Source organism: Azospirillum sp. UENF 211521 (assembly GCF_058780535.1).
This window is the reverse complement of record NZ_JBSNCF010000001.1, coordinates 1,029,832-1,052,942: the sequence shown is the minus strand read 5'-3', so window position 1 is coordinate 1,052,942 and position 23,111 is coordinate 1,029,832. Positions and strand designations below refer to the sequence as shown.

The 23,111-nt window shown below is 67.4% G+C and carries 24 protein-coding genes; 10 read left to right on the top strand and 14 right to left on the bottom strand.

From position 1 onward, the window contains the following. Nucleotides 1-648: a ParA family partition ATPase gene (gene parA / locus ACWPN5_RS04885; protein WP_145689113.1), complete on the bottom strand. Its 648-nt coding sequence runs from the start codon at nucleotides 646-648 to the stop codon at nucleotides 1-3. A 111-nt stretch (nucleotides 649-759) separates the two neighbouring features. Here parA and ACWPN5_RS04880 point away from each other — a divergent pair, with 111 nt between their 5' ends. The 6 genes from ACWPN5_RS04880 to ACWPN5_RS04855 all read left to right on the top strand — a co-directional run bounded on the left by ACWPN5_RS04880 (nucleotide 760) and on the right by ACWPN5_RS04855 (nucleotide 6,203). Then, complete coding sequence (locus tag ACWPN5_RS04880; protein ID WP_492294550.1) at nucleotides 760-1,731, top strand: L-threonylcarbamoyladenylate synthase; 972 nt, start codon at nucleotides 760-762, stop codon at nucleotides 1,729-1,731. 97 nt (nucleotides 1,732-1,828) lie between these two features. Then, complete coding sequence (locus ACWPN5_RS04875; RefSeq protein ID WP_492294548.1) at nucleotides 1,829-3,379, top strand: GNAT family N-acetyltransferase; 1,551 nt, start codon at nucleotides 1,829-1,831, stop codon at nucleotides 3,377-3,379. A gap of 110 nt (nucleotides 3,380-3,489) precedes the next feature. Next, complete coding sequence (locus ACWPN5_RS04870) at nucleotides 3,490-4,914, top strand: FAD-binding oxidoreductase (RefSeq protein WP_492294546.1); 1,425 nt, start codon at nucleotides 3,490-3,492, stop codon at nucleotides 4,912-4,914. Nucleotides 4,915-4,926: 12 nt separating this feature from the next. Continuing rightward, a complete protein-coding gene (locus ACWPN5_RS04865; RefSeq protein ID WP_492294544.1) occupies nucleotides 4,927-5,199 on the top strand; it encodes a hypothetical protein in 273 nt (90 codons plus the stop codon). After that, the gene (locus tag ACWPN5_RS04860; protein ID WP_492294542.1) at nucleotides 5,196-5,435 is read left to right on the top strand and encodes a DUF2283 domain-containing protein; all 240 of its coding nucleotides are present in this window, start codon (nucleotides 5,196-5,198) and stop codon (nucleotides 5,433-5,435) included. The genes ACWPN5_RS04865 and ACWPN5_RS04860 overlap by 4 nt, the downstream gene beginning before the upstream one ends. A 102-nt stretch (nucleotides 5,436-5,537) precedes the next feature. Then, nucleotides 5,538-6,203, top strand: a complete 666-nt coding sequence (locus ACWPN5_RS04855) for a hypothetical protein (protein WP_492294540.1) — start codon at nucleotides 5,538-5,540, stop codon at nucleotides 6,201-6,203. Between the two features lie 16 nt (nucleotides 6,204-6,219). Here ACWPN5_RS04855 and ACWPN5_RS04850 read toward each other — a convergent pair whose 3' ends face one another. Continuing rightward, nucleotides 6,220-7,242, bottom strand: a complete 1,023-nt coding sequence (locus tag ACWPN5_RS04850) for a lysozyme family protein (protein WP_492294538.1) — start codon at nucleotides 7,240-7,242, stop codon at nucleotides 6,220-6,222. 252 nt (nucleotides 7,243-7,494) lie between these two features. Between ACWPN5_RS04850 and ACWPN5_RS04845 the strand changes: the two genes are divergently transcribed. The 3 genes from ACWPN5_RS04845 to ACWPN5_RS04835 all read left to right on the top strand — a co-directional run bounded on the left by ACWPN5_RS04845 (nucleotide 7,495) and on the right by ACWPN5_RS04835 (nucleotide 10,485). Then, complete coding sequence (locus ACWPN5_RS04845; RefSeq protein WP_492294536.1) at nucleotides 7,495-9,294, top strand: acyl-CoA dehydrogenase; 1,800 nt, start codon at nucleotides 7,495-7,497, stop codon at nucleotides 9,292-9,294. Between the two features lie 134 nt (nucleotides 9,295-9,428). After that, nucleotides 9,429-10,106 carry a hypothetical protein gene (locus ACWPN5_RS04840; protein ID WP_200477287.1) on the top strand — a complete coding sequence of 226 codons (678 nt, stop codon included), beginning with the start codon at nucleotides 9,429-9,431 and terminating at the stop codon, nucleotides 10,104-10,106. A 103-nt stretch (nucleotides 10,107-10,209) separates the two neighbouring features. Further along, on the top strand, nucleotides 10,210-10,485 hold the full coding sequence (locus tag ACWPN5_RS04835; protein WP_492294534.1) for a hypothetical protein: 276 nt from the start codon (nucleotides 10,210-10,212) through the stop codon (nucleotides 10,483-10,485). Nucleotides 10,486-10,491: 6 nt separating this feature from the next. Here the strand turns inward: ACWPN5_RS04835 and pcsA are convergent, their stop codons facing one another. The 9 genes from pcsA to ACWPN5_RS04790 all read right to left on the bottom strand — a co-directional run bounded on the left by pcsA (nucleotide 10,492) and on the right by ACWPN5_RS04790 (nucleotide 19,944). Continuing rightward, on the bottom strand, nucleotides 10,492-11,229 hold the full coding sequence (gene pcsA / locus ACWPN5_RS04830; RefSeq protein ID WP_492294532.1) for a phosphatidylcholine synthase: 738 nt from the start codon (nucleotides 11,227-11,229) through the stop codon (nucleotides 10,492-10,494). Nucleotides 11,230-11,461: 232 nt separating this feature from the next. Continuing rightward, on the bottom strand, nucleotides 11,462-12,808 hold the full coding sequence (glcF, locus tag ACWPN5_RS04825) for a glycolate oxidase subunit GlcF (RefSeq protein WP_492294530.1): 1,347 nt from the start codon (nucleotides 12,806-12,808) through the stop codon (nucleotides 11,462-11,464). A gap of 6 nt (nucleotides 12,809-12,814) precedes the next feature. Next, nucleotides 12,815-14,011 (bottom strand): glycolate oxidase subunit GlcE, encoded by a 1,197-nt coding sequence (gene glcE / locus ACWPN5_RS04820; RefSeq protein WP_492294528.1) that lies wholly within the window; start codon nucleotides 14,009-14,011, stop codon nucleotides 12,815-12,817. Between the two features lie 75 nt (nucleotides 14,012-14,086). Further along, nucleotides 14,087-15,574 carry an FAD-linked oxidase C-terminal domain-containing protein gene (locus tag ACWPN5_RS04815; protein ID WP_492294526.1) on the bottom strand — a complete coding sequence of 496 codons (1,488 nt, stop codon included), beginning with the start codon at nucleotides 15,572-15,574 and terminating at the stop codon, nucleotides 14,087-14,089. Between the two features lie 115 nt (nucleotides 15,575-15,689). Then, nucleotides 15,690-16,184, bottom strand: a complete 495-nt coding sequence (locus ACWPN5_RS04810; RefSeq protein WP_145689097.1) for a methyltransferase domain-containing protein — start codon at nucleotides 16,182-16,184, stop codon at nucleotides 15,690-15,692. Nucleotides 16,185-16,356: 172 nt separating this feature from the next. Next, nucleotides 16,357-16,482, bottom strand: coding sequence for a type B 50S ribosomal protein L36 (gene ykgO / locus ACWPN5_RS04805; RefSeq protein ID WP_012973122.1), 126 nt, complete (start codon nucleotides 16,480-16,482; stop codon nucleotides 16,357-16,359). A gap of 120 nt (nucleotides 16,483-16,602) precedes the next feature. Then, entirely contained in the window at nucleotides 16,603-17,568 is a 966-nt protein-coding gene (locus ACWPN5_RS04800) for an SAM-dependent methyltransferase (protein WP_200477606.1), read from the bottom strand. A gap of 149 nt (nucleotides 17,569-17,717) precedes the next feature. Next, nucleotides 17,718-18,638 carry a penicillin-insensitive murein endopeptidase gene (gene mepA, locus ACWPN5_RS04795; RefSeq protein WP_247888749.1) on the bottom strand — a complete coding sequence of 307 codons (921 nt, stop codon included), beginning with the start codon at nucleotides 18,636-18,638 and terminating at the stop codon, nucleotides 17,718-17,720. Nucleotides 18,639-18,813: 175 nt separating this feature from the next. Further along, nucleotides 18,814-19,944, bottom strand: coding sequence for an ABC transporter permease (locus ACWPN5_RS04790; RefSeq protein WP_211111456.1), 1,131 nt, complete (start codon nucleotides 19,942-19,944; stop codon nucleotides 18,814-18,816). 146 nt (nucleotides 19,945-20,090) lie between these two features. On the opposite strand from ACWPN5_RS04790, the gene ACWPN5_RS04785 reads away from it, so the two are divergent. Further along, on the top strand, nucleotides 20,091-20,459 hold the full coding sequence (locus ACWPN5_RS04785; protein ID WP_145679097.1) for a hypothetical protein: 369 nt from the start codon (nucleotides 20,091-20,093) through the stop codon (nucleotides 20,457-20,459). Nucleotides 20,460-20,530: 71 nt separating this feature from the next. On the opposite strand, the gene ACWPN5_RS04780 is transcribed toward ACWPN5_RS04785, so the two are convergent. Genes ACWPN5_RS04780 through ACWPN5_RS04770 form a run of 3 tightly spaced genes read right to left on the bottom strand, consistent with a single transcriptional unit; the run spans nucleotide 20,531 to nucleotide 23,063 of the window. Beyond that, nucleotides 20,531-21,472 (bottom strand): ABC transporter ATP-binding protein, encoded by a 942-nt coding sequence (locus ACWPN5_RS04780; protein WP_492294522.1) that lies wholly within the window; start codon nucleotides 21,470-21,472, stop codon nucleotides 20,531-20,533. Next, nucleotides 21,469-22,416 (bottom strand): HlyD family secretion protein, encoded by a 948-nt coding sequence (locus tag ACWPN5_RS04775; protein WP_492294520.1) that lies wholly within the window; start codon nucleotides 22,414-22,416, stop codon nucleotides 21,469-21,471. The genes ACWPN5_RS04780 and ACWPN5_RS04775 overlap by 4 nt, the downstream gene beginning before the upstream one ends. Next, entirely contained in the window at nucleotides 22,413-23,063 is a 651-nt protein-coding gene (locus ACWPN5_RS04770) for a TetR/AcrR family transcriptional regulator (RefSeq protein ID WP_145689091.1), read from the bottom strand. Before ACWPN5_RS04770 ends, ACWPN5_RS04775 begins: the two co-directional genes overlap by 4 nt. Nucleotides 23,064-23,111: the final 48 nt, after the last annotated feature.

The window sequence follows — 23,111 nt, the reverse complement described above, 5'->3', positions numbered from 1 at the left end:
TCAGCCGGCGCGGGTCAGGATCTCTTCCGCCAGCGCCTGCATCTCCGCCGCCGCCTGAGTCTTGCGGGCGGCCTCGGTCACCGACAGGCCGGACAGCAGAGTGCCGGCGTAAGCGGTGCGGTTCCCGATCTGCGACTCCGCGATGTCCACCGCCGGCGGGTTGACCAACTCGCGCACCCGCGCGATCAGCTCGTCGGCGATGCGGGCGCGCGGCGGCACCCGGTTCAGCACCAGCAGCAGGCGGCGCTTCTCCTGCGCGGCGAGGTCCAGGGTGGGCTGCACCGCCCACAGGTCCATCGGGCTGGGCTGCACCGGCGCGATGACGAGGCTGGCGGCGCGCACGGCGATGCGCGCCTCCGTCTGGGCGTGGGGCGGGCTGTCGATCAGCACGATGTCGTGGTCGCGGGCCAGTTTTTCGACCTCGGTCTGGGTGCGCCAGCCGGTGATCTGGACATGGGTGAAGCCGGGCTCCCCGCCCGTGGCCTCCGCCCGCACCGCCTGCCAGCGGGTCAGGCTGCCTTGCGGGTCGATGTCCACCGTGGCGACCGACCGCCCAAGCTGCATCCAGGCAATGGCGAGGTGCGCCACCAGCGTGGTCTTTCCGGCCCCGCCCTTCTGCTGAGCCACGGTGAAGACCTTGCCCGCCATGCCCACACCCATCATTTGGTTGTTTATCGCGCACACCCGTCATAAGGCTTGGACAGAGCCGGCGCAACCGCGCGAATTGACTTCATCCTCCCACGCTTTACAAATCGTCCCGTGACCGACAAGCATCCCGACATCATCCCCGCCACGCCCGCCGGCCTCGCCCGCGCCGGCGAGGCTTTGCGCAGCGGCGCATTGGTCGCCTTCCCGACCGAGACCGTCTACGGCCTCGGCGGCGACGCCACCGACGACCGGGCCGTGGCCGCGATCTTCGCCGCCAAGGGCCGCCCCCAGTTCAACCCGCTGATCGCCCATGTGCCGGACCTGGAATCGGCCGAGACCATCGCCGTGCTCGACGAGCGCGCGGTGGAACTGGTCCACCAATTCTGGCCCGGCCCGCTGACCCTGGTCCTGCCCCGCCGGGCCGAGGCCGGGCTGTCGCTGCTGGTGTCGGCCGGGCTGGACAGCGTGGCGGTGCGCGTGCCCAGCCATCCGGTGGCGCAGGCCCTGCTGAAGGCCGCCGGCAAGCCGATCGCCGCGCCCAGTGCCAACCGCTCCGGCGCGGTCAGCCCGACGGCCCCGCACCACGTCATCGAGAGCCTGGGCGACCGGGTGAGCATGGTGGTGGCCGGCGGCAAGTGTCAGGTCGGGGTGGAGTCCACCGTCCTCGACCTGACCGGCGACACGCCCGTGCTGCTGCGCCCCGGCGCGGTGCTGCGCGAGGAGATCGAGCGGCTGATCGGCCCCATCCAGCTTTCCGCCGGCAACCCGGATGCCCCGAAGTCGCCCGGCCAGTTGGAAAGCCACTACGCCCCCAACGCCCCGGTGCGGCTGAACGCCACCAGCGCCGAGGAGGACGAGGCATTCCTGACCTTCGGCCCCGACCGCTTCATCCGCGGCGGCAAGGCCCGCCTGAACCTGAGCCTCCAGGGCGATCTGAACGAGGCGGCGGCGAACCTGTTCGCCCATCTCCGCGCGCTCGACCAGGAGGGCGCCCGCGCCATCGCGGTGATGCCGATCCCGGACGAGGGGCTGGGCGTCGCCATCAACGACCGGCTGCGGCGGGCGGCGGCACCGAGGGGCTAGAAGAAGTATTTCATTCCAGCTATAAATGGGATTTCGGGAAGGAGCATACAGCAAGAATCGCACTAAACACGTATACTTTATTTGGTTGGAGCTACGAATGAACTCACCAACGATTTCCATTCGATACGATTGGCATGAAGGAAAGGATATTGACGAAGCACTTTTGTTGAACTGCGCATCTCTTTTTGGGGACCACTATGGGGCATGGTCACATCAAGGTGTAAAACCTGGAGAGAGAATCAAACTTAGCCCCAACAAACTAAAGGAGTATTTGCCGGAAGATAATTCGTGGGTTGTCACGGCATGGTCCGGAGAGAGTTTGGTCGGGTATGCATTTGCCGCTCGCGTAAGGGTGAAAAAGAGAATTGTGACCTGGGTTACACAACTGGTAGTTCACGCTGGTTTTCAGAACCGCGGTATTGCAAAAACGATGCTTAATTCCATTTGGGGCTTTTCAGACCATTACGCCTGGGGCATAGCCTCTGCCAACCCCTATGCAATACGCGCTTTGGAAAAAGCCACAAAACGTCGCTGCCAGCCAAAAACAATTGCAAGGCAAAATAAAGCTGTCCTCAAAAGCGTTGGAAAATCAATTCCTTATTTGAAAAATAAGCCAACAAAAACAACTCATCACGAAAGCATCATAAACACAAATTTTCACCAAGATCATTCTGATGTTAGAGAGAAACTAAGCAGTGTTACGAAGGAAGGAATACCATGGATACTTGGGAATATCGACGAAGGAGAGGAATGGCTTGCAATGACCTTCAACAGGCAGAAGCAAATGCGCTGGACGGAACAAGAGTTTGAAGCATTTATCTCGGCAGCAGCGAACATTGTGCGAGACGCATATGATCGAATGGCCCCTGCCATTCTAAAGAAAAACCACTCATGGGCAAAGCACACCAAATCTGAAGTCGACTTCATCTTAAAGACTCTAAAACTAAAAAGCGGAAATTCTGTATTGGATTTTGGGTGCGGGACCGGTCGGCACAGCCTTGAACTTGCGCGTCAAGGGCTTGATGTCACTGGAGTAGACTTTTCCCATTCCGCCATCAAACTCGCTAGAGAACAAGCTTCCGAGAATAACCTAATCATTAATTTCGCAGCTGCAGATTGTCGATCAATAGATATTGGCAGGCAATTTGATGCTGCCATTTGCCTTTACGATGTAATTGGTTCTTTTCCTGAAGATGTAGATAATATGAGAATTTTCGATAATATTTCAAGACATATCACTCTTGGAGGCGCAGTAATTATTTCAGTGATGAGTCTTGAATACACAAAAACAGTTGCCAAACACAAAGCAGATATAGTATCTGATCCGGAACCTCTTTTGAAATTAAAGGCCAGCCAAATAATGCAGGATACTGGAAATGTATTTAATCCAGAATACTTTGTGCTTGATGAGAAAAAGAAGGTTGTATACAGAAAAGAGCAGTTTGATCTTGGAAAGAGGCTGCCAACAGAGCTAATTGTCCGGGACCGGAGATACACCGTAGACGAAATTGCAGAAATGAGTAGAAAAGTGGGAATCACCCCTCTCCACGTTGGACACGTAAGCGCAGGACACTTCGAGAAAGTCTACGATCAAGGCAAGCCCTTGAAAGAAATTCTTCTTATTGGCAGAAAAGATTCTATGATGTGACAACACAACAAGTTATATTGATCTGATAAGAAAATCCTTTGTTGGAAAATCGCGGCGTTCGGCGCTATCAGTTCGCAACACCGTCGCCACCATTCTCGGACCGTCCGCCCATGACCGCCGCCAGCCTCGCTGCCACCCTCGGCCAGATCCGCGCCATCGTCGGCCCGAACGGCCTTCTCACCGCGCCGGAGGACATGGCCCCCTACCTGTCGGAATGGCGCGGGCGCTTCAAGGGCAACAGCCCGGCGGTGGTCCGCCCGGCCAGCACCGAGGAGGTCGCAGCGGTGGTGAAACTCTGCGCGGAGGCCGGCATCCCGGTCGTCCCGCAGGGCGGCAACACCAGCCTCGTCGGCGGCTCCATTCCCTACGAGGAAGGGCGCGAGATCGTCATCAGCCTGTCGCGGATGAACAAGATCCGCGGCATCGACACGCTGAACTACACCATGACGGTGGAGGCCGGCGTTGTGCTGAAGACCGCGCAGGAGGCCGCGAAGGACAAGGACCGCCTGCTGCCGATGAGCCTGGGGGCGGAGGGCACCTGCCAGATCGGCGGGCTGATCTCCACCAACGCCGGCGGCATCAACGTGCTGCGCTACGGCAACATGCGCGACCTCGTGCTGGGTCTTGAGGTCGTGCTGGCCGACGGGCGCGTCTGGAACGGCCTGCGCAGCCTTCGCAAGAACAACACCGGCTACGACCTGAAGCACCTGTTCATCGGGGCGGAGGGCACGCTGGGCATCGTCACCGCCGCGGTGCTGAAGCTCTACCCGCGCCCGCGCCAGGCGGAGACGGCCTTCATCGCCGTGCCCAGCCCGGCCGCCGCCATCGAGCTGCTGGCCCGCCTGCGCGCGGCGTCGGGCGACGCCGTCGCCGCCTTCGAGCTGATGTCGCGGCGCTGCCTGGAGTTCGCGCTGAAGCACGTCGCCGGCACCATCGACCCGCTGGCGGAGCCGTCGCCCTGGTACGTGCTGACCGAGCTGACCGCCGGCACCCAGTCCGACGCCTTCCGCGAGACGGTCGAGGCGGCACTGGGCGAAGCCTTCGAGGCGGAGCTGGCCACCGACGCCACCATCGCCCAGTCGGAGACCCAGGCCAACCAGCTCTGGTTCATCCGCGAGGCCATCGTCGAGGCGCAGAAGTTCGAGGGCGGCTCGATCAAGAACGACGTGTCGGTCCCGGTGTCGCGCGTCGCCGAGTTCATCGAGCGCGCCGAGGCCGCCGTGGCCGCGGCCTGCCCCGGCATCCGCCCGACCCCCTTCGGCCATGTCGGGGACGGCAACATCCACTTCAACCTCAGCCAGCCGGAAGGCGCCGACACCGCCGCCTACCTCGCCCGCTGGGACGAGATCTGCCACGTCGTGAACGAGGTCATCTTCGACCTGGACGGCTCCATCTCCGCCGAGCATGGCGTGGGCCGCTTCAAGAAGGACGAGATGCCGGTCATCAAGAGCCCGGTCGAGTTCGACCTGCTGCGCGCGATGAAGGCGGCGCTGGACCCCAAGGGCCTGCTGAACCCCGGCAAGATGCTGCCGTAAGGGGCGCCCGCGGTGGCGGAGGAACCAACCCGTCTTCCGCCGCCGCCCTTCTGGCGGACCCGCTATTTCGCCCTGGTGGTCATGGCAAAGCCGGAACGGCGCGGCATCGATCCGCTGGATGTGCTCGCCGTTTTGTCCAACCCGGTAAAGCGGCAACGGGAGCCGAGTGGCCGTGTGCGGTACTGGGGTTGGGTCACACATCTGCGGTCTTATGTTAGCGTCGTGACGCTGGAGGATGGCGAGACCGTCCACAATGCCTTTCTGGACCGGGATTTCGAACCATGACCGACCCCCACGGCCCCGTTCTCTACGACCCGGATACGGACAGCATGTATGTCAAGGTCCGCCCCGGGCCTGGGGTGGACAGCCGGGTCGATGACGCCCGCGATCTGGTCATCGATCTTGGGGAGGACGGTGAACCGGTCGGCTACGACATCCAATACGCATCCCGGCATCCCGACGTGATTGCTGAAGCGCTTGCCACGTTGCGCGCTTCGCGTGGCGAAGCCCGCGCCGCCTGACACCTTCCCTGCCCTCAAGGAAACCCCTGCCCCACCCGCGCTGTTCACATTGGCACGGAAACCGGCGACGCCGGCCCATCGACCATGGACAGGGGGCAAGCGATGCTTCTCGCGATGTCGGCGTGGATGCGCCTGATGCTGGGCGAGGCCGAAACGGCGCCGGTGCCCGGCACGTCCGCCACATGCGCCCTGCCGCCGGACCGGGAGCGCATCCGGCGGGCGGTGCATGACGCGGTGACCGCCCATCCGCTGCACCGCGACCTGGTCCACACCCACCGGCTGGGCGGCTGCCAGTATTACGCCTTCGCCGGGGCGATGCTGCTGGAGTCCCTGGGCCAGGGGCGGGCCGAGGTCGCGCTGGGCCGCGTGGCGTTCCGCAAGTCCGAGGCCCATGGCCGGGCACGCTGGCTCGGTTACCCCGCGGCGCCCGCGGACGTTCGTCCTCCCGATCCGGCGCAACGGCGGCAGGAGGCGGAATCCTTCCCGTTCCACGCCTGGATTCGCCTGACCGGCCCCGGCGGGCGGCGGTTCCTGATCGACTTCGACCTGACCAACGTGCTGCGGGAGGTAAGGCTGCGCGAACCGCGCCATGCCCCGGCCCTGCGCCATCGGCCGCCGGCCTTCTGGGGAAGCGCCGCGGCGGCGCGCCGGGCGGGGTTGCGGTTCGAGCCGCACCGCCGGCTGACCGCCGACGCGCTGCTGCCCGGCGACCGCCGGGTCTTCGCGGCCATCGCGGCGGACGCCCGCGACCGCCTCAAGGGCGCATAGCCCCGCGGTTAGCCGGTCAGGCCGCCTTCGTCGTCGTGTCCGCCATCCCGGTTCCCTGCCCAACCACCTTCGACAGACCCAGCCCGAGTCCCAACCCCGTGTGCTCGTTCTGATCCGTGCGGACCGGCTGGTCGCGCATGCGGCGGTTGTCCTTGTCCTCGCCGTCCTGGCGGCGGCCGCGGGCGGGCCGGCCGGAGATGCTGTCCACCTCGTCCGGCGTCTCCAGCGCGTTCAGGGCCAGCACATGGTAGATCGACAGCGGCGTGCCGTTCAGCGCCTTCTGCGGCATGCTGGGTACCTGGGTGGTGAAGCCGTCCGGCATGTCCTGGCGGCGCACCCGGTCGATGGCGGTCTGGGCCGGGGCGAAGTCGGCGTTGGGCGACTCCGCGAACTTCGTCGCGAAGCGGTCGTAGATGTCCTTCAGCGACTTGGCCCGGCCGGTGTCCTTGTCGAAGAACACCGCCTTGTTGGCCGAGGCGGCGTCGGGGAACAGCTCCTTGGCGGCGCGGTTGGGGTTGTCCTGCATGGCGTTCAGGAACTTCGAGGCCCCGCCCGCCCCGAGGAAATGCGCCATGTAGAGTTCGGTGGACCCGACCTTCCCTTTGACCGTGTCCTCCAGATACTCCTTGTTGTCGCGGGTGTATTCAGCGGCCATCAGGGCCGACGCGTTGGGGTCCTTGCGCAGGTCGAGGATCTCGCGCTTCAGGTCGGGATCGGTGACATAGGGGCGCCCGTCGCCGCGCGTCTGGATCGCGTTGGCGTATTTGGCGTAGCCGTGGTCCGCCCCATGGTCGCGCATCGTCGCCAGCCATGTGCTGTCGATGAACTGGTAGAGACCGGTCGCCGAGGAGGAGGAGGACTTCACGTCCGTCCGGTACCCGCTCTCCACGGCAGCTTTTTCCATGAGGTAGGAAAAATCGACCCCGGTCTTGGCGCTAGCGTTGCGGACCGCCGCCTCGACATTCTCCGGCCCGCGGCTGGTCTTCGCGGCCTGGACGGCGGATTCGGCCTGACGGGCAAGGGCGGAGGCGATGGTCATGGGAGGAACCCCTGTGAGCGGTGCTGCCCCACTCTTGCAACCGGGATGCCAAGTCCAGCCTCCCCTCCTGCGTCGCAGCCGCGCTGTTCGCACCGCAACCCAGATGCCAATATTCATGCCCGACGGCGAGGCTCGCCATGCACCATTCGGTACGGTATGGTGACGCGCACGTAAACCGCCCAAGGCGTGTTCACGCGCAATCGGGCACGCAGAAACGCACGCACAATCGGGTCACGGGAGGCCGCTCCATCCATGATTCCCTACACCGCTCCGGTCGATGACCTCCGCTTTGTCCTCAACGAGGTGGTTGGCCTCGAAACAGTCGCCGCGCTTCCGAACTGCGATTCGGCGGCCCCCGATCTGGTCGACGCCGTTCTGGAGGAAGCCGGCAAGTTCGCCTCCGGCGTTCTCGCCCCGCTGAACCGGGTCGGCGACAAGGAAGGCTCGGTGCTGGAGAACGGCGTGGTCCGCACGCCGACCGGCTGGAAGGACGCCTACAGCCAGTTCACCGAGAGCGGCTGGAACAGCCTGCCCTTCGAGCCGGAATATGGCGGGCAGGGCCTGCCCTGGACCGTGGCCTTCGCGGTGAACGAGATGTGGCAGGCGGCCAACCTGTCCTTCGGCCTGTGCCCGCTGCTGACCCAGGGCGCCGTCGATCTGCTGACCGAGCACGCCAGCGCCGAGCAGAAGGCGCTCTACCTGCCGAAGATGATCGCCGGCGAGTGGAACGGCACCATGAACCTGACGGAGCCGCAGGCCGGCTCCGACCTCGCCGCCGTACGCACCCGCGCGGTGCGGGCCGACGACGGGACCTACCGCATCACCGGCCAGAAGATCTTCATCACCTACGGCGAGCATGACCTGACGGACAACATCGTCCATCTCGTGCTGGCCCGCCTGCCCGACGCCCCTCCGGGCATCAAGGGCATCAGCCTGTTCATCGTGCCGAAGTTCCTGCCCAACGCGGACGGCACGCCGGGCGCGCGCAACGACCTGCGCTGCGCCAGCCTGGAGCACAAGCTGGGCATCATGGCCAGCCCCACCGCCGTGATGGCCTTCGGCGACGACGGCGGCGCCATCGGCTTCCTGGTCGGCCAGGAGAACCGCGGCATCGAATACATGTTCACCATGATGAACAACGCCCGCCTCGGCGTCGGCATCCAGGGCGTGGCGATCGCCGAGCGCGCCTACCAGCAGGCCCGCGACTACGCCAAGGGCCGCGTGCAGAGCAAGGATCTGGCCGACCCGCGGGGCTCCGGCGTCGCCATCATCCGCCACCCGGACGTGCGCCGGATGCTGCTGGACATGCGCGCCAAGACGGAAGCCGCCCGCGCGCTGGCGCTCTACGCCGGCACCCAGCTCGACGTGTCCCGCCACCACGAGGACGCCGCGGTGCGCGCCGCCGCCACCGCCCGCGTGGACATCCTGACCCCCATCGTGAAGGCGTGGAGCACCGACATCGGCTGCGACGTCGCCTCGACCGGCGTGCAGATCCACGGCGGCATGGGCTTCATCGAGGAGACCGGCGCCGCCCAGCATTACCGCGACGCCCGCATCACCCCGATCTACGAGGGCACCAACGGCATCCACGCCAACGACCTGACCTTCCGCAAGACGGGCCGCGACGGCGGCGAGTTGGCCCGGACCTTCATCGCGGAGATGCGCGCCACGGTGGCGGAGCTGGAGAGCGTCCCCGGCGACGACATGGAGGCGATCCGCACCAACCTGTCCGCCGGTCTGGACGCGCTGGAGCAGGCGGTGGCCTGGGTGGTCAAGACCCAGGCCGACGGCGACCTGCGCGCCGCCGCAGCGGGGGCGGTGAACTATCTGAAGCTGTGGGGCACGGTGGCCGGCGGCTGGATGCTCGCCCGCTCCGCCGCCAAGGCGCTGGAGGGGCTGTGCCAGCCCGGAGCCAACGCCCCCTTCCTGGAGGCCAAGCTGGTCACCGCCCGCTTCTACGCCGAGCAGATCCTGGCCCAGGGGCCGGGCCTGCTGCTGCCGATCCTGACCGCCCACCGCACGGTCATGGCGCTGAGCGAGGACCAGTTCTGAACACGCTCAGGACCCATCGCTGTGGCGGTTTGGCCACAGCCAGCTGAAACGCGGCCGGCGCCCCACGCCGGCCGCAACTTTTGCGGTTGGTCCGCGTTCCCCGTTCGATCGAGACGTCCCAGGGGAAACGCCGCATGCGCACCACCGCCCTTCTCGCCTTCGCCCTCGCTGTTGCCGGAGCCTCCGCCGCGACCGCCCAGACCATGGATGGTCCGGTCGAGTCCCCCTTCCATGTCGGCGCGCAGGCCAGCACGCTGGGTCTGGGGCTGGAAGCCGGCTACCGGGTGAATCCGCTGTTCGGCCTGCGCCTGGGCGGCAACATGTTCACCTTCAGCACCGACCGCGGCATTTCCGGCGTCGATTACGACCTGGACGTCAAGCTGCGCAGCTTCGGCGCGGTGCTCGACGTCTATCCGGTGGCCGGCACCGGCTTCCGCATCAGCGGCGGCGCCCGCCTCAACTACAACAAGGCCGACCTGACCGGCACGCTGTCCGGCCCGCGCAGCTTCGGCGGGGTGGTGGTCACGCCCCAGCAGGCCGGGGAACTGACCGGCAAGGCGACCTTCGACCGCGTCGCCCCCTATGCCGGCATCGGCTACAACGGCACGGTGTTCAGCCCCAACTTCAGCGTCGGGCTGGATCTGGGCGTGCTGTTCCAGGGCAAGCCGCGGGTCAGCCTGAGCGCCCCGGGCGTGGCGACCACGCCGGCCATCGCCGCCGTTCTGGAGGACCAGCGCCGCGAGGTCGAGGATTCGATCCGTGCCGCCCGCTTCTGGCCGGTCGTCGCGATCACCGCCTCCTACCGCTTTTGATGGAGGGCCCGCTCTGATGGAGGGCCCGCTTTTGAGGGAAGGCGGGCACCAAACACCCCCGTGAGCCGTTACGCCTCCATGGATCAACTGTGGAGACCATCCCATGGCTCGTCGTAACGGGATTCGCACCGCCGTCCTTGCCCTTCCCCTCATGGCCCTGCCGCTGCTGGCCGCCTGCGACGACCAGCAGTCGGCGGAGAAGACCGGCCAGGAGATCGGGCGCGCGGTGGACCAGACCGCCGAGCGCGTGGGCGAAGCCGCCAAGGGCATCGGCGCCGAGGCCGGCCGGATGATGCAGGACGCCGGCGCGGCAATTCAGCAGAAGGCCCGCGACACCAAGGACGACATCAACCGGGAGACCGCTCCCGAGAAGCCCTGAGGCGTTTTACGCCGCAGCCGGGCCGCTCAGTGTCCGCCACAGGCAGACCGCCGCGTAATAGGCGCTGCTGGCCAGCCAGACGTACCAGACGGCGTCGGGACGGTCCGGATAGAGGACCACCAGCGCCGCGCTGGAGGCCAGCCACGCGCCGCTGACCAGAAGATTCAGGCGCATCCAGCGGCGCACCCGGAAGGGATGCAGGAACTTGACCGTCGTGAAGGTCAGCAGGCCGAGGACCAGCACCACGGCGGTGTTGATCCACGGGTCGAGCGCCAGGAGCCACAGATAAAGGGCGACCACGTTCCAGATCGCCGGGAAGCCGACGAAGTAGTTGTCGCCGCTCTTCATCCCGGTGTTCGAGAAGCAGTAGAGCGACGTCATCATGATGAAGGCGGCCAGCGCCACGCCGAACCCGTCGGGCAGCAGGCCGAAGCGGTAGAGGAAGACCGCCGGGACGACGACGTAGGTCAGATAGTCGATCACGAGGTCGAGCGCCGACCCGTCGATGCCCGGCAGCACCTCCTTCACCGAGGCGCGGCGGGCCAGCGTGCCGTCCACCCCGTCGACGACCAGCGCCAGCCCCAGCCAGCCGAGGCACGCCTTGGCCTCGCCGTTGACCGCTGCGAGCAGCGCCAACAGCCCCAGCACGACGCCGCTGCCGGTGAAGGCGTGCACACCCCAGGCCGACAGCCGCCGCCCGATCCCGTAACCGCCGTCGCTGTCGTCCTTAAACCCGCTGTCCACTGAGCGCCTCATCGTCCCGTTGGCGCCAACCTAGCCATACGCCGCGAAAAGTCCAAGTGGGTCGGTGGGTCCCCTCGCAAGGAGGCCGGATGAGCCAAAATAGCCCTCTCCCCTCTGGGGAGAGGGTGGCCCGAAGGGCCGGTGAGGGGGTTGCGCATGGCGGTACATCCGGCACAAGCACAACCCCCTCACCCTAACCCTCTCCCCGGAGGGGAGATGGGATATGGCCGACCTACTCCGCGGCGCGCACCGCAGCACCCGGCGCGCGGTCCGGTCCGGCGAAGGCCGGGCTGTCCCTCAGCGAGTTGGGTTTCGGCCCGCCGGTCGCCCAGTCGAGCAGTTCCACCGTGTGAATGACGGGCAACCCGGTGCCGGTGGCGATCTGGGTGATGCAGCCGAGGTTGCCGGCGGCGATGGCGGCGGCCTTGGTGTTTTCGATGTTGCGGACCTTGCGGTCGCGCAACTGAACGGCGATCTCCGGCTGGAGCATGTTGTAGGTGCCGGCGGAGCCGCAGCAGAGATGCGCCTCCGGGATCTCCTTCACCTCGAAGCCGGCACCGCGTAGCAGATGGCGCGGCGGGTCCTTGATGCGCTGGCCGTGCTGCATGGAGCAGGCGGAGTGGTAGGCGATGGTCTGCCCGGTCTCGATCACCGGGGCGGACAGGCCGATCTCCGCCAGGAACTCCGTCACGTCGCGGGCGATGGCCGCCACGCGCAGGGCCTTGGGCGCGTATTCCGCGTCCTCGCTGAACTGGAAGGCGTAGTCCTTCACCGTGGTGCCGCAGCCCGAGGTGTTGACGATGATGGCGTCCAGCCCCTCACCGTCCATCTCGGCGATCCAGGCGTCGATGGTCTTCCGCGCCGCGGCGTCGCTGAGGTCGGTCTTGCCCATGTGATGGGTCAGGGCGCCGCAACAGTCGGCGCCCTTGGCCACCACCACCTCGACCCCGTGGCGGTTCAGCAGGCGGATGGTCGCCTCGTTGATCTGCGGGGCCAGCACCTGCTGGGCGCAGCCGACCAGCAGGGCGGCGCGCTTGCGGCGCGGCCCGACCGCCGGGTGGGTGCCCGGACGGTCGCTGTGGCTCGGCCCCGGCACCGATTTCGGGGCCAGCGCCAGCAGCGCGCCCAGCCGTCCCGGCAGCAGCCCGGCGAAGGGCTTGCCGAACCAGGCGGCAATCAGGGCCAGACGGAACAGCCGCGGGTTGGGCAGCACGCGGGCCAGCAGATCGCGGACGGCCCGGTCGGCGGGCGGACGGGCGTGGGTCGCCTCGACATGGGCGCGGGCGTGATCGACCAGATGCATGTAATTGACGCCCGATGGGCAGGTCGTCATGCAGGACAGGCAGGAGAGGCAGCGGTCGATGTGCTTGACCTGGTGCTCGGTGGGCGGACCGCCCTTCTCCAGCATGTCCTTGATCTGGTAGATGCGGCCGCGCGGGCTGTCCAGCTCGTCGCCCAGCAGGACGTAGGTCGGGCAGGTCGCCGTGCAGAAGCCGCAATGGACGCACTTGCGCAGGATCGCTTCCGAATCCCGGTAATCGGCGTTGGCGAGCTGGGTCAGCGTGAAGTTCGTCTGCATGGATGCCTACACTCCCGCGTACATGCGGCCGGGGTTCAGGATGCCGCAGGGATCGAAGCTCTCCTTCACCCGGCGGCTCAGCGCCATCACCGGCTCGGCCAGCGGATGGAAGACCTCCGTGGTGGCCCGCACGTCCTCGGGGGCGCGCACCAGCGTCGCGTGGCCGGCGGTGCCCAAGGCGCCACGAATGGCCGTCGCGGAGTCCGGGGTCGGCGCCACCGCCGCCCAGATCAGCCCGCCGCCCCAGTCGAAGTACAATTCCGCGTCCAGCGCCCAGCGGATCGACTCCGCCACGCGCGGCCCTTCGGAAGGCTGGACGGAGATTTTCCAGACGTGGCGGGAGTCATCGCCCCCACCCTGGCCCTCCCCCGCTGACGCAGGGGAGGGGCAAAAGTACGCCACGTCCCGAACCTCCTTCCACACCGCCCGCGACTCGTCCTGGTCCAGCACGGCGTCGGCGCCCAACTCCTCCTTCAGCGCGGCGACGCGGGCGGTGACGGACGGGCCGAAACCCTCCACCCGCACCAGCGTGACCGCCCCGCCCGCCGCGGCGACCGCCCGCACATGGGACCGCGCCGCCACCGCGGCCGGCAGATGGGCGGCGCCGGACACGTCGTAGGGGCTCTGCAGCGCCGCGGTCAGCGCCGCGACGGCTGCGGCATCCTCGCGACCGGCCAGCAGAAGCGTCCTCATGTCCTCCGGCGCCGGCAGGACCTTCACCGTCAGTTCGGTCAGGACGGTCAGCGTGCCGAAGGACCCCGCCATCAGCTTGGGCACGTCGTAGCCGGTGACGTTCTTCACCACCTTGCCGCCACCCTTGTAGAGGTCGCCGCGCCCGTTCACCCCCTCGATGCCCAGCGTGTGGTCACGGGCGGAGCCGGCGCTGATGCGCCTTGGCCCGGTCAACCCGCAGGATATCACCCCACCCAGCGTCCCCTGCCCCTCCGGCCGCCCGAACAGCGGCCCGAGGTCCTGCGGCTCGAAGGCGAGCTGCTGCCGCCGCTCCGCCAGCATCGGCAGGATCGCGGCCATCGACGTGCCGGCCCTGGCGGTCAGCACCAGTTCCTCCGCCTCGTAGGCGACGACTCCGGACAGGCCGGAGAGGTCGAGGGTGCAGACGGTCTGGATCGGGCGCCCGAGGCCGCGCTTGGACCCAGAACCGGCGACGTCCAGCGGCGTTCCTTCCGATAAGGCCCAGCGCACGGCGTCGGCGGCCTGGGCTGCCGAGTTCGGGCTTGACGGTGGTCACGGTCATGCGGGTGGCCTCAGAATGGGGGCTCAGAATCGAGGAATGTCGGGGAAGCGCAGTTCCCCCTTGTGGATGTGCACGCGGCCCAACTCGGCGCAGCGGTGCAGCTTGGGGAAGACCTTTCCGGGGTTCAGCAGCCCGTCGGGGTCGAAGGCGCATTTGATGCGCTGCTGCTGGTCGAGATCGACCTCGTCGAACTGGTCGGTCATCAGGTCGCGCTTCTCCACCCCCACGCCATGCTCGCCGGTCAGCACGCCGCCGACCTCGACGCACAGGCGCAGGATGTCATTGCCGAAGGCCTCCGCCCGCTCCAGCTCGCCCGGCTTGTTGGCGTCGTAGAGGATCAGCGGGTGCAGGTTGCCGTCGCCCGCATGGAAGACGTTGGCGACCCGCAGGGCGTAGCGGTCGGACATCTCCTGCATGCGGTGCAGCACCAGGGGCAGCGCCTTGCGCGGGATGGTGCCGTCCATGCAGTAATAGTCGGGGCTGATGCGCCCCACCGCCGGGAAGGCCGCCTTGCGCCCCGCCCAGAAGGACAGCCGCTCCTCCTCCGAGGTCGAGACCCGGGAGTAGCAGCAGCCCTTGGACCGTGCGATCTCCGCCACCTCGTCGATCAGGTGGTCGACCTCCGCCGCCGGGCCGTCCAGTTCGACGATCAGCAGGGCCTCGACGTCCAGCGGGTAGCCGGCGTGGACGAAATCCTCCGCGGCGTGGATGGCCGGCCGGTCCATCATCTCCATGCCGCCGGGGATGATGCCCGCGGCGATGATGGCGGCCACGCAGTCGCCGCCCTGCTCGCTGGTCGGGAAGCCGATCAGCACCGCGCGGGCGGTGGCCGGCTTCTTGAGGATGCGCACCGTGACCTCGGTCACCACCCCCAGCAGCCCTTCGGAGCCGGTGACGACGCCCATCAGGTCGTAGCCGCCGGCGTCGAGATGCTTGCCGCCCAGCCGCAGGATGGTGCCGTCCATCAGCACCATCTCCAGCCCCAGCACGTTGTTGGTGGTCAGCCCGTATTTCAGGCAATGCACCCCGCCGGAATTCTCGGCGATGTTGCCTCCGATGGTGCAGGCGATCTGGCTGGAGGGGTCGGGCGCGTAATAGAAGCCCTCGTGCGCCACCGCGTTGGAGATGCCGAGGTTGGTCACCCCCGGCTGCGTCACCACGCAGCGGTTGGCGACGTCGATGTCGAGGATGCGGTTGAACTTGCCCATCCCCAGGAGCACGCCGTCGGCCAGCGGCAGGGCCCCGCCCGACAAGGACGTGCCGGCGCCGCGCGGCACCACCTTCACCCCCATCGCCTTGCAGGTTCTGAGCACTTGGCTCACCTGCTCCGTCGTGCTGGGGAGCACCACGACCATGGGAAGTTGGCGGTAGGCGGTCAGCCCGTCGCATTCATAGGCGCGCAGTTCGCTTTCGTCGGCGATCACCCCCTCGCCGGGCACGATGGCCCGCAGCGCTGCGATGATTTCGCGTCGGCGCGCGATGACGCCGTCGTCGGGCGCGGGCATCCGCATGGCCGGCCTTCCTCCCCTCGTGTCGGTCGCCCGGATTGTTCCTGCGGCGTTCCTGTTTCAGAGGTAGCATCGAAGCCGCGCCGGCACCAGCCCCCCTTTTGACGCCCGCCCCCGGTCAGGCCGGAGCGGGCACCTTCTGAAGCGTCGACAGCAGGTGGAAGCCGCGCCACTCCTGCGACAGGACACGGAAGGCCCCGCGGAAGCCGTAGTTGGCCGCCCAACGGTGCTGGTCGTCGAAGTAGAGGGCGAAGGTGTTCTCGGTGATGATGTTGACGTGGGTGGGGTCCTGGAACGCCTCGGCGTGCGGGTAGGCGGGGGTCTGCGCATAGAAGAGCCCGTCCGGCTTCAGAACGCGGTGGATCTCGTCCATCAGCGCGATGAAGCTGTAGCGACGGTGCGGCGCGTAGACGATTCGCGGGACATGCTCGATCACGTCGAAGGCGGTGACGTAGTCGAAGTGGCCGTCCTCGAAGGGGAGCGAATCCACGGCCAGATCCGCGGTCCGGATGTTGGGTGCGGAGTGCTCCTCGACGTCGAGTCCGAACAGTTCGCTCGCCGAGAAGGGGTTCTTCGGATTGGGACCGCAGCCCAGGTCCAAACTTCTGGTCATCCATCAACTCCGGGTCGCAGAGGCGTTTTGAAACTGTCCGGAATCGATGCGTCTTTCAATCAAAACAAATGGCGGAAACGCAAAACGCGACGCCGCGCCGTCCCAGGGGAACGGCGCGGCGTCGCGTTCAACAACACAGCACTCGTCGGCCGGGCGGACCCGGCCGCCGATCTCAGCCCTGGCGGGCCTTGAAGCGCGGGTTCTGCTTGTTGATGACGTAGACGCGGCCCTTGCGGCGGATCACGCGGCAGGCCTTGTGGCGCGTCTTCATCGACTTGAGAGAGTTAACGATCTTCATAGTTCTTCATCCTGGTCGGTCGGCGGCTCGATCGAAGGCGCGCACCATAGTGCGGCGCACCCCCGCTGTCAACGGCCCCCGTGGCGGTTGCGTTTCCCGAAGAATACGGCCGTTTCGACGCTACTCCGCCGGTTTCAGCGCGTAGAAACGGCACACCCGCATCCCCGCCTCGATGGCGGACACGCGGCGGACCCACAGCTCGACCTCGTCCATCACCGCAAGCTTGGTCTCATGGTCCAGATGATGGCGCTCCAGATGCTCGACCAGCCCCTGGATGGCGCTGACGATCAGGCCACGATGGGTGTCGGTGATGTCCTCGGCGATTCGCAGGTCCAGGTTCCGCTGGGCGAAGGCGGCGGCCATCTGGTCCTTGGACCACAGATGCGGCTGCATCGGCTCCTTGTCGCACCAGACCTGAACGGCCTTGGCCCCGGCCAGCGACGGGTCGATCACATAGTCGGTCATCAAGAGATGGCCGCGCGGCTTCAGGGCCAACTCCATCCCGTCGAACAGCTGGTCCTTGCCCTGGACGGAGAACATCCCCTCCTTGTAGACGATGGCGTCCACCCGCTTGGAATAGCTGAAGTTCTCCGGATCGTAGGTTTCGATCGGGGCCTTTTTCTCCAGCCCCCCCTTGAAGGAGCGGATCATTCCCTCCTTCGCCAGAAGCTCCGACGCCTCCAGGCCGGTGACCCAGCAGCCGTACTTGCTCGCCATGGTGCGGCTGGTGCCGCCCAGCCCGGCGGACAGGTCCAGAACGCTCATCGCCGGGTTCAGGCCGAGCGGCTTCACCAGATAGGGGATGTGGTCATGGCCGCCGGGCGTGTTGAAGCCCTCGCCCCACAGCTTCTCCGCCACCTCGATCCGGTTGGCGCTCCACAGCGGCTTGCCCCAGCGGTTCACGCCGGGGCCATGGCCGCGGATGGCGGGCTGGGCCGGAGCGGTGCCGGCCTGCGGCTTGCCGTCCTCCTCGCCGCCCCGGCCCTTCAGGCCGGAGAGGTCGTACCCCTCCCACCATGCGTGAAGGCGGGTCTTGAGCGTGAGGCGGGGAGCCCCCGCGTGATCGTGTCCGCTCTTGTCGCTCATCGCCTTCGCGCCTGCCCCGTTGCCTGGACCGCCGGACGACCGGTTCCTTCGCAGGGCGGGCATGGTTTTTCCGCGATGCGAACGGATTCATTCCGGCTTTCACAGTATCCGGGCCTTCCGTTCGTGCAAGCGCAAAATCCTGCGTCACATTACCGTAACGCCTTCTCGGCGTGCGAATCGTCCATGGCGGCGACCCGCGTCCCGGCGGCGCGCAGCACCGGGGCGCAGGCGGGCGGCATGCTGACGTAGCGCGGCTGCGGCTTGCCGTTGTGCCTCTCCACCACCGGGTAGACGGAGCCGAGCCAGGAGGCGACCTCGTCGCCGCAGCCGTCGCCGTCGGGAATGTCGCGCTGGTCCTCGCACTGCGGGCTTCCCGCCGGGCAGCCCAGCCGGATGTGCATGTGCCCGTCGTGGCCATGCCAGGGCCGCAGCTTGCGCAGGAAGGCGCGGTCCGGCCAGGAATGGCGGCACATGGCGAGCTTGATCGCCGGGTTGACGAAGATGCGGGTCACCCGCGGGTCGCTGGCGGCGATGCGGACGAGCTGGGCCTGCCGCTCCGACCAGTCCTCGGTGACGCGGACGCGCCCGTAATCGACGTACTTGATCTCGGACAGGCTTTCCCGCGCGTTGCGGCCCATCGGCGGGTGGTCGAGCCGCAGCCAGACGTCGGCGTCGAGCCCGATCTGGTGGCTGGCGTGGCCGAAGCTCATCGGACCGCCGCGTGCCTGCCCCATGTCACCGATCAGCGCGGTCCCCAGCCCGGCCGCCGCCACCTTGCGCCCAAAGCCCTTCAGATAATCGATCAGTTCCGGATGGCCGTAATAGCGTTGGCGGGACATCCGGATCACCTGATAGCCGGTGCCTTCCCCCGGCAGGGCCTGCGCGCCGGTGATGCAGCCCGCGGCGTAACCGCCGATCGACTGGGCCGGCCCCAGGGCGGGGCCGCTCACCTGACTCCAGGCGATGGAGTTGGGGGCCGGCGGCGCGGGCTTCTTCTTCTTGTGCGATCCGGCCTCGGCGGGGCCGGCCAAAGCGGCGGCGATCAGGACCGCCGCGAACATCCCGGCCATCGGGCCAATCGCCAAGCGCCGCATCATCTTCCCCCACGGACCGCCAATCGGGAAAGATTAGAGCCAATGTTTCTTAACGAAAGGTGAGGCTCACGCCCATGTCACAACCGATTTCGACTTGCCGCCGACGCCGGGCGCCGATGACGACGGGCTCCGTCCGGTCCTCGTTTACTGCTCAGTCCAAGGTCTGCCGGTAGCGTTTCAGCGCGATGGCCGTCACCGCGACCAGGAAAATCAGCAGCGCCGCCACCTCCCCCGCGATTTCCGCCGGGCCGTTGCCCTTCAGGAGGATGCCGCGGACGATGCGCAGGAAATGGGTCAGCGGCAGGATCTCCCCCACCGCCTGCGCCCAGCCGGGCATGCCGCGGAAGGGGAACATGAAGCCGGAGAGCAGCATCGACGGCAGAAAGAAGAAGAAGGACATCTGCATCGCCTGGAGCTGGTTCCGCGCCACGGTGGAGAAGGTGAATCCCACCGCCAGATTGGCGGCGATGAACAGCACCAGCACCGCGGACAGCAGGGCCAGGCTGCCGACGATGGGCACGCCGAACAGCAGCCGGGCGGCCAGCACGATGATGACGACCTGGATGTAGCCGACCAGGATGAAGGGCACGATCTTGCCCAGCATCACCTCGAACGGGCGGACCGGCATGGCCAGCAGGTTCTCCATCGTCCCGCGCTCCCGCTCGCGGGTGACGGCCAGCGCGGTCATCATCACCATGGTCATGGTCAGGACCACGCCCATCAGGCCGGGCACGACATTGTATTGAGTGATGCCCTCCGGGTTGTAGCGGCGGTGGACCCGCAGCTCGACCGGATCGGGGGTGGAACGCAGAGGGGCCAGCGGCCCGGTCAGATCGGGGTCCAGGGCCTGCCGGGCGATGGTGGTCAGGGCGGCCAGCGCGTTGCTGGTCGCCGCCGGGTCGGTCGCATCGGCCTCGACCAGCAGCACGGGCCGCTCGCCCCGCTGCAGGTCGCGGGCGAAGCCGGCGGGGATGGTGACGGCGAACTGCACCCGCCCTTCCGCCAGCAGGCGGTCCAGCTCCGCCGGGCTGTCGGCGCCGCGCGTCACGTCGAAATAGCCGGAATTCGCCATGGCCGACACCAGCGTCCGCGCGAAGGGGCTGGAGTCGGCGGCGTGAACGGCGGTCGGCAGGCTCTTGGGATCGGAGTTGATGGCGAAGCCGAACAGCACGAGTTGCAGCACCGGCACCCCCACCATCATGGCGAAGGTCAGCCGGTCGCGCCGCATCTGGATGAACTCCTTCACCATCACCGCGACGAAGCGTGCGAAGGACAAACGCATCACGACACCCTCCCGAACCGTGCATTTCAAAAATGAAACACAACCCTTTACTTCAGTCCCGTAGCGAGCGATTTGAGGCCCGTTGACATATTGAAATTGCCTCAAGCAATGTCCAAACGGATTAACTCGTATGCGGGACACATACCATGACCTCTATTCTTGCCAAGGGAGCCGTCGCCGCGGCCGCCCTGTTCCTGTTTCATGGCGCCGCCCTGGCCGGGCAGCAGGATTTCACCATCCTCAATAAAACGGGCTATGCGCTGAAGCACATCTATGTCAGCGAGTCCGACAACCAGAAATGGGATGAAGACGTTCTCGGTCGTGACGTTCTCGACGATGGCGAAGAGTTCGAACTGAGCTTCGACACGGCCGAGAAGACGTGCAAGTGGGACATGAAGGTGATCTACGACGACGGCGAATCGGCGGTCTGGCAGAACCTGAATCTTTGCAAGATCGCCAAGCTGACGCTGCGCTGGAACAAGAACACCGGCGTGACCTCCGCCTCGGTCGAATGACCGCGCGCCGTCCCCGCCCCGGCCTTTGCGACGGCGCGGGGACGGCCCGGTTTCCTCAATCCCCGGCGCGGTCATGCGAAGTTGTCCGTGCTGCGGTTCATCAGGTGGATGAAGACGTCCTCCAGCGTCGGTTCCGTCCGACGCACCAGCAGACCCGGGTCGCCGGACCAGGGGCGCAGCGCCGCCTCCAGCGCCGCGCCGTCGCCGCCGCTGACATGCAGCCGGGCGCCGAAGGCGGCGACCATCTCGACCCCCGGACGGTCGCGCAACGCCGCCACGACGCCTCCGATATCCGCCTTGCCCGCGCCCCGCGCGCCGACCTCGTAGGTCACCAGCCCCGAGTTGGCGATCACCTCCTCCACGCTGCCCTGGGTCATCAGCCGGCCATAGGCGAGGTAGGCGATGGCGTGGCAGCGTTCCGCCTCGTCCATGTAATGGGTGCTGACCAGCACGGTCAGACCCTCGGCGGCCAGCCGGTGGATTTCGTCCCAGAACTCCCGCCGCGCCTTGGAGTCCACCCCGGCGGTGGGCTCGTCGAGCAGCAGCAGCTTCGGCTCGTGCAGGATGCAGGCGGCCAGCGCCAGACGCTGCTTCCAGCCGCCGGACAGCTCCCCCGCCAGTTGCGCCCGCCGGTTGCCCAGCCCCAGCCGGTCCAGCGCCGCCGCGACCTTGGCCCGCCGGTCCGGCAGCCCGTACATGCGGGCGACGAAATCCAGATTCTCGGCGATGCTCAGATCCTCCCAGAAGCTGAACTTCTGGGTCATGTAGCCGACCTGGCGCTTGATGGCGGCGCTCTCGCGGCGGATGTCGAGCCCGAGGCAGGTCCCCTCCCCCGCGTCGGGGGTCAGCAGCCCGCAGAGCATGCGGATGGTCGTCGTCTTGCCCGACCCGTTCGGCCCGAGGAAGCCGTAGATCTGCCCGCGCGACACCCGGATGGAGAAGCCGTCCACCACCGTCTTGGCGCCGAAGCGCTTGACCAGACCGCGCACGTCGATGACGGCGTCTCCGGTCATGGCGGCAGTTCCACGTCCACCGGCAAACCGGGGTTGAGCGCCGCCCCGTCCTCCAGCCGCGCCTCGACGCGGAAGACCAGCTTCTCGCGGCTGCCGACGCTGTAGATCACCGGCGGGGTGTATTCCACCCGCGGCGCCACATAGGTCACGCGCGCCGCCAAGCCGGGCGGGCAACCGTCGCAGCGCACCGTCACGCGGTCACCCGGACGGACGCGGGCCATCAGCGGCTCCGGGACGAAGACCACCAGCTTCCGCTTCCCCGGCGGCAGCAGCGACACCACCGGGGCCCCCGCCGGCACCCATTCCCCGGGATTGAACAGCGTGTCCTCGACCAGCGCCGCCTCGGGCGCGGGCGGGGCCAGTTCGGCGAGGCGTTTGTCCGCCTGGGCCAGCGCCGCCTCGGCCTGGGCGACGGCGTCCTCGGCCGCGCGGATCTGCTCGGGCCGGGCCGGCAGGTTGGAGACGGCCAGTTGCGCGGTCAGCTCCTCCAACCGCGCGCGGTCGCGGTCGCGGGTGGCGCGGGCGGCGTCCAGCCGGTCGTCGGAACTGACCTTGCGCGCCACCAGCGTTTGCTGCCGTGCCAGTTCCGCTTCGGAGTAGCGCAGCGCGGCCTCGGCCTGCGCGCGCTGGGCGGCGACCACCGCCAGCTCGTCGGGGCGCCGGCCGGTCCGCAGATCGGCAAGCTGCGCCCGCGCCTGGGCGAGCGCGGCGGTCAGCCGGTCGCGCTCCGCCCGCGCGCTGGTGCGGTCGAGCGCGAAGAGCGGAGCGCCCGCCTCCACCCGCCCGCCGCGCGTCACCGCCAGCGTGTCGAGCGTCCCGGCCACCGGGGCGGCGATGCGCAGATACTCGCCCTCCGCATAGCCGTGGGCCAACGGCACGGCGTCCCCGCCGCCCAGACCGAAGACGGCCAGGGCCGCCGCCAGCGTTTCGGCGATCCAGCTCATGGTGATGGCCCTCCCTCCGGGGCGAGCGTCCGGCGCAGCGCGTCGAGATGGGCCGCCAGCAGCGCCGCCACGTCCGGTGGGCGGCCCTCCAGCGCTTCGAAGGAGGAGCGCCACAGCGCACTCATCAGCATCGGCGCGACGATCAGCCGGACCGTCGAGTCGACGTCCACCGGGCGGAACTCCCCGCGCGCGATGCCCCGTTCCAGCACCGCCGCCAGCAGGGCGAAGGCGCGGCGGATCACCTCGTCGTAATAGAAGCGGGCGAGGTCGGGGAAATTGCCGGCCTCGGCGATGATCAGCTTGGGGATGGACCCGGCACGGGACTTCAGGATGCGCGTCGCGAAAAGCGTCAGCAGCGTTTCCAGCAGGGCGAAGCTCGGCCCCTGCGCCCCGGCCAGCAGGCGTTCGGCCATGTCCAGGTTGGGCAGGATGGCCTCGCGGACCACCGCCTTGAACAGCTCCTCCTTGTTCGGGAAGTAGAGGTAGAGCGTGCCCTTGCTGACCCCCGCCTGCGCCGCGACGTCGTCCAGCCGGGTTGCCGCGAAACCGCGCTCGCCGAAGACGGTCAGGGCCGCGTCGACGATCTCCCGGGGGCGCGCCTCCTTGCGGCGGCGCCAGCGCGGAGCGGCGGGATCATCCTCCGGCATGCGACTCTCCAGGGTGGAGAAAATATTACTGACCAGTCAGTTATTAAC

Coding starts and splice junctions, on each gene's coding strand:
- ACWPN5_RS04835 (WP_492294534.1), top strand. CDS start 10,210: ATGGCTCGTCGTAACGGGATTCGCACCGCCGTCCTTGCCCTTCCCCTC.
- ACWPN5_RS04840 (WP_200477287.1), top strand. CDS start 9,429: ATGCGCACCACCGCCCTTCTCGCCTTCGCCCTCGCTGTTGCCGGAGCC.
- glcF (WP_492294530.1), bottom strand. CDS start 12,808: ATGCAGACGAACTTCACGCTGACCCAGCTCGCCAACGCCGATTACCGG.
- parA (WP_145689113.1), bottom strand. CDS start 648: ATGGCGGGCAAGGTCTTCACCGTGGCTCAGCAGAAGGGCGGGGCCGGA.
- mepA (WP_247888749.1), bottom strand. CDS start 18,638: ATGGCCGGGATGTTCGCGGCGGTCCTGATCGCCGCCGCTTTGGCCGGC.
- ACWPN5_RS04845 (WP_492294536.1), top strand. CDS start 7,495: ATGATTCCCTACACCGCTCCGGTCGATGACCTCCGCTTTGTCCTCAAC.
- ACWPN5_RS04815 (WP_492294526.1), bottom strand. CDS start 15,574: ATGCGGATGCCCGCGCCCGACGACGGCGTCATCGCGCGCCGACGCGAA.
- ACWPN5_RS04850 (WP_492294538.1), bottom strand. CDS start 7,242: ATGACCATCGCCTCCGCCCTTGCCCGTCAGGCCGAATCCGCCGTCCAG.
- ACWPN5_RS04775 (WP_492294520.1), bottom strand. CDS start 22,416: ATGAGCTGGATCGCCGAAACGCTGGCGGCGGCCCTGGCCGTCTTCGGT.
- ACWPN5_RS04790 (WP_211111456.1), bottom strand. CDS start 19,944: ATGCGTTTGTCCTTCGCACGCTTCGTCGCGGTGATGGTGAAGGAGTTC.
- ykgO (WP_012973122.1), bottom strand. CDS start 16,482: ATGAAGATCGTTAACTCTCTCAAGTCGATGAAGACGCGCCACAAGGCC.
- ACWPN5_RS04860 (WP_492294542.1), top strand. CDS start 5,196: ATGACCGACCCCCACGGCCCCGTTCTCTACGACCCGGATACGGACAGC.
- ACWPN5_RS04785 (WP_145679097.1), top strand. CDS start 20,091: ATGACCTCTATTCTTGCCAAGGGAGCCGTCGCCGCGGCCGCCCTGTTC.
- ACWPN5_RS04875 (WP_492294548.1), top strand. CDS start 1,829: ATGAACTCACCAACGATTTCCATTCGATACGATTGGCATGAAGGAAAG.
- ACWPN5_RS04780 (WP_492294522.1), bottom strand. CDS start 21,472: ATGACCGGAGACGCCGTCATCGACGTGCGCGGTCTGGTCAAGCGCTTC.
- ACWPN5_RS04870 (WP_492294546.1), top strand. CDS start 3,490: ATGACCGCCGCCAGCCTCGCTGCCACCCTCGGCCAGATCCGCGCCATC.
- ACWPN5_RS04810 (WP_145689097.1), bottom strand. CDS start 16,184: ATGACCAGAAGTTTGGACCTGGGCTGCGGTCCCAATCCGAAGAACCCC.
- ACWPN5_RS04770 (WP_145689091.1), bottom strand. CDS start 23,063: ATGCCGGAGGATGATCCCGCCGCTCCGCGCTGGCGCCGCCGCAAGGAG.
- ACWPN5_RS04800 (WP_200477606.1), bottom strand. CDS start 17,568: ATGAGCGACAAGAGCGGACACGATCACGCGGGGGCTCCCCGCCTCACG.
- ACWPN5_RS04855 (WP_492294540.1), top strand. CDS start 5,538: ATGCTTCTCGCGATGTCGGCGTGGATGCGCCTGATGCTGGGCGAGGCC.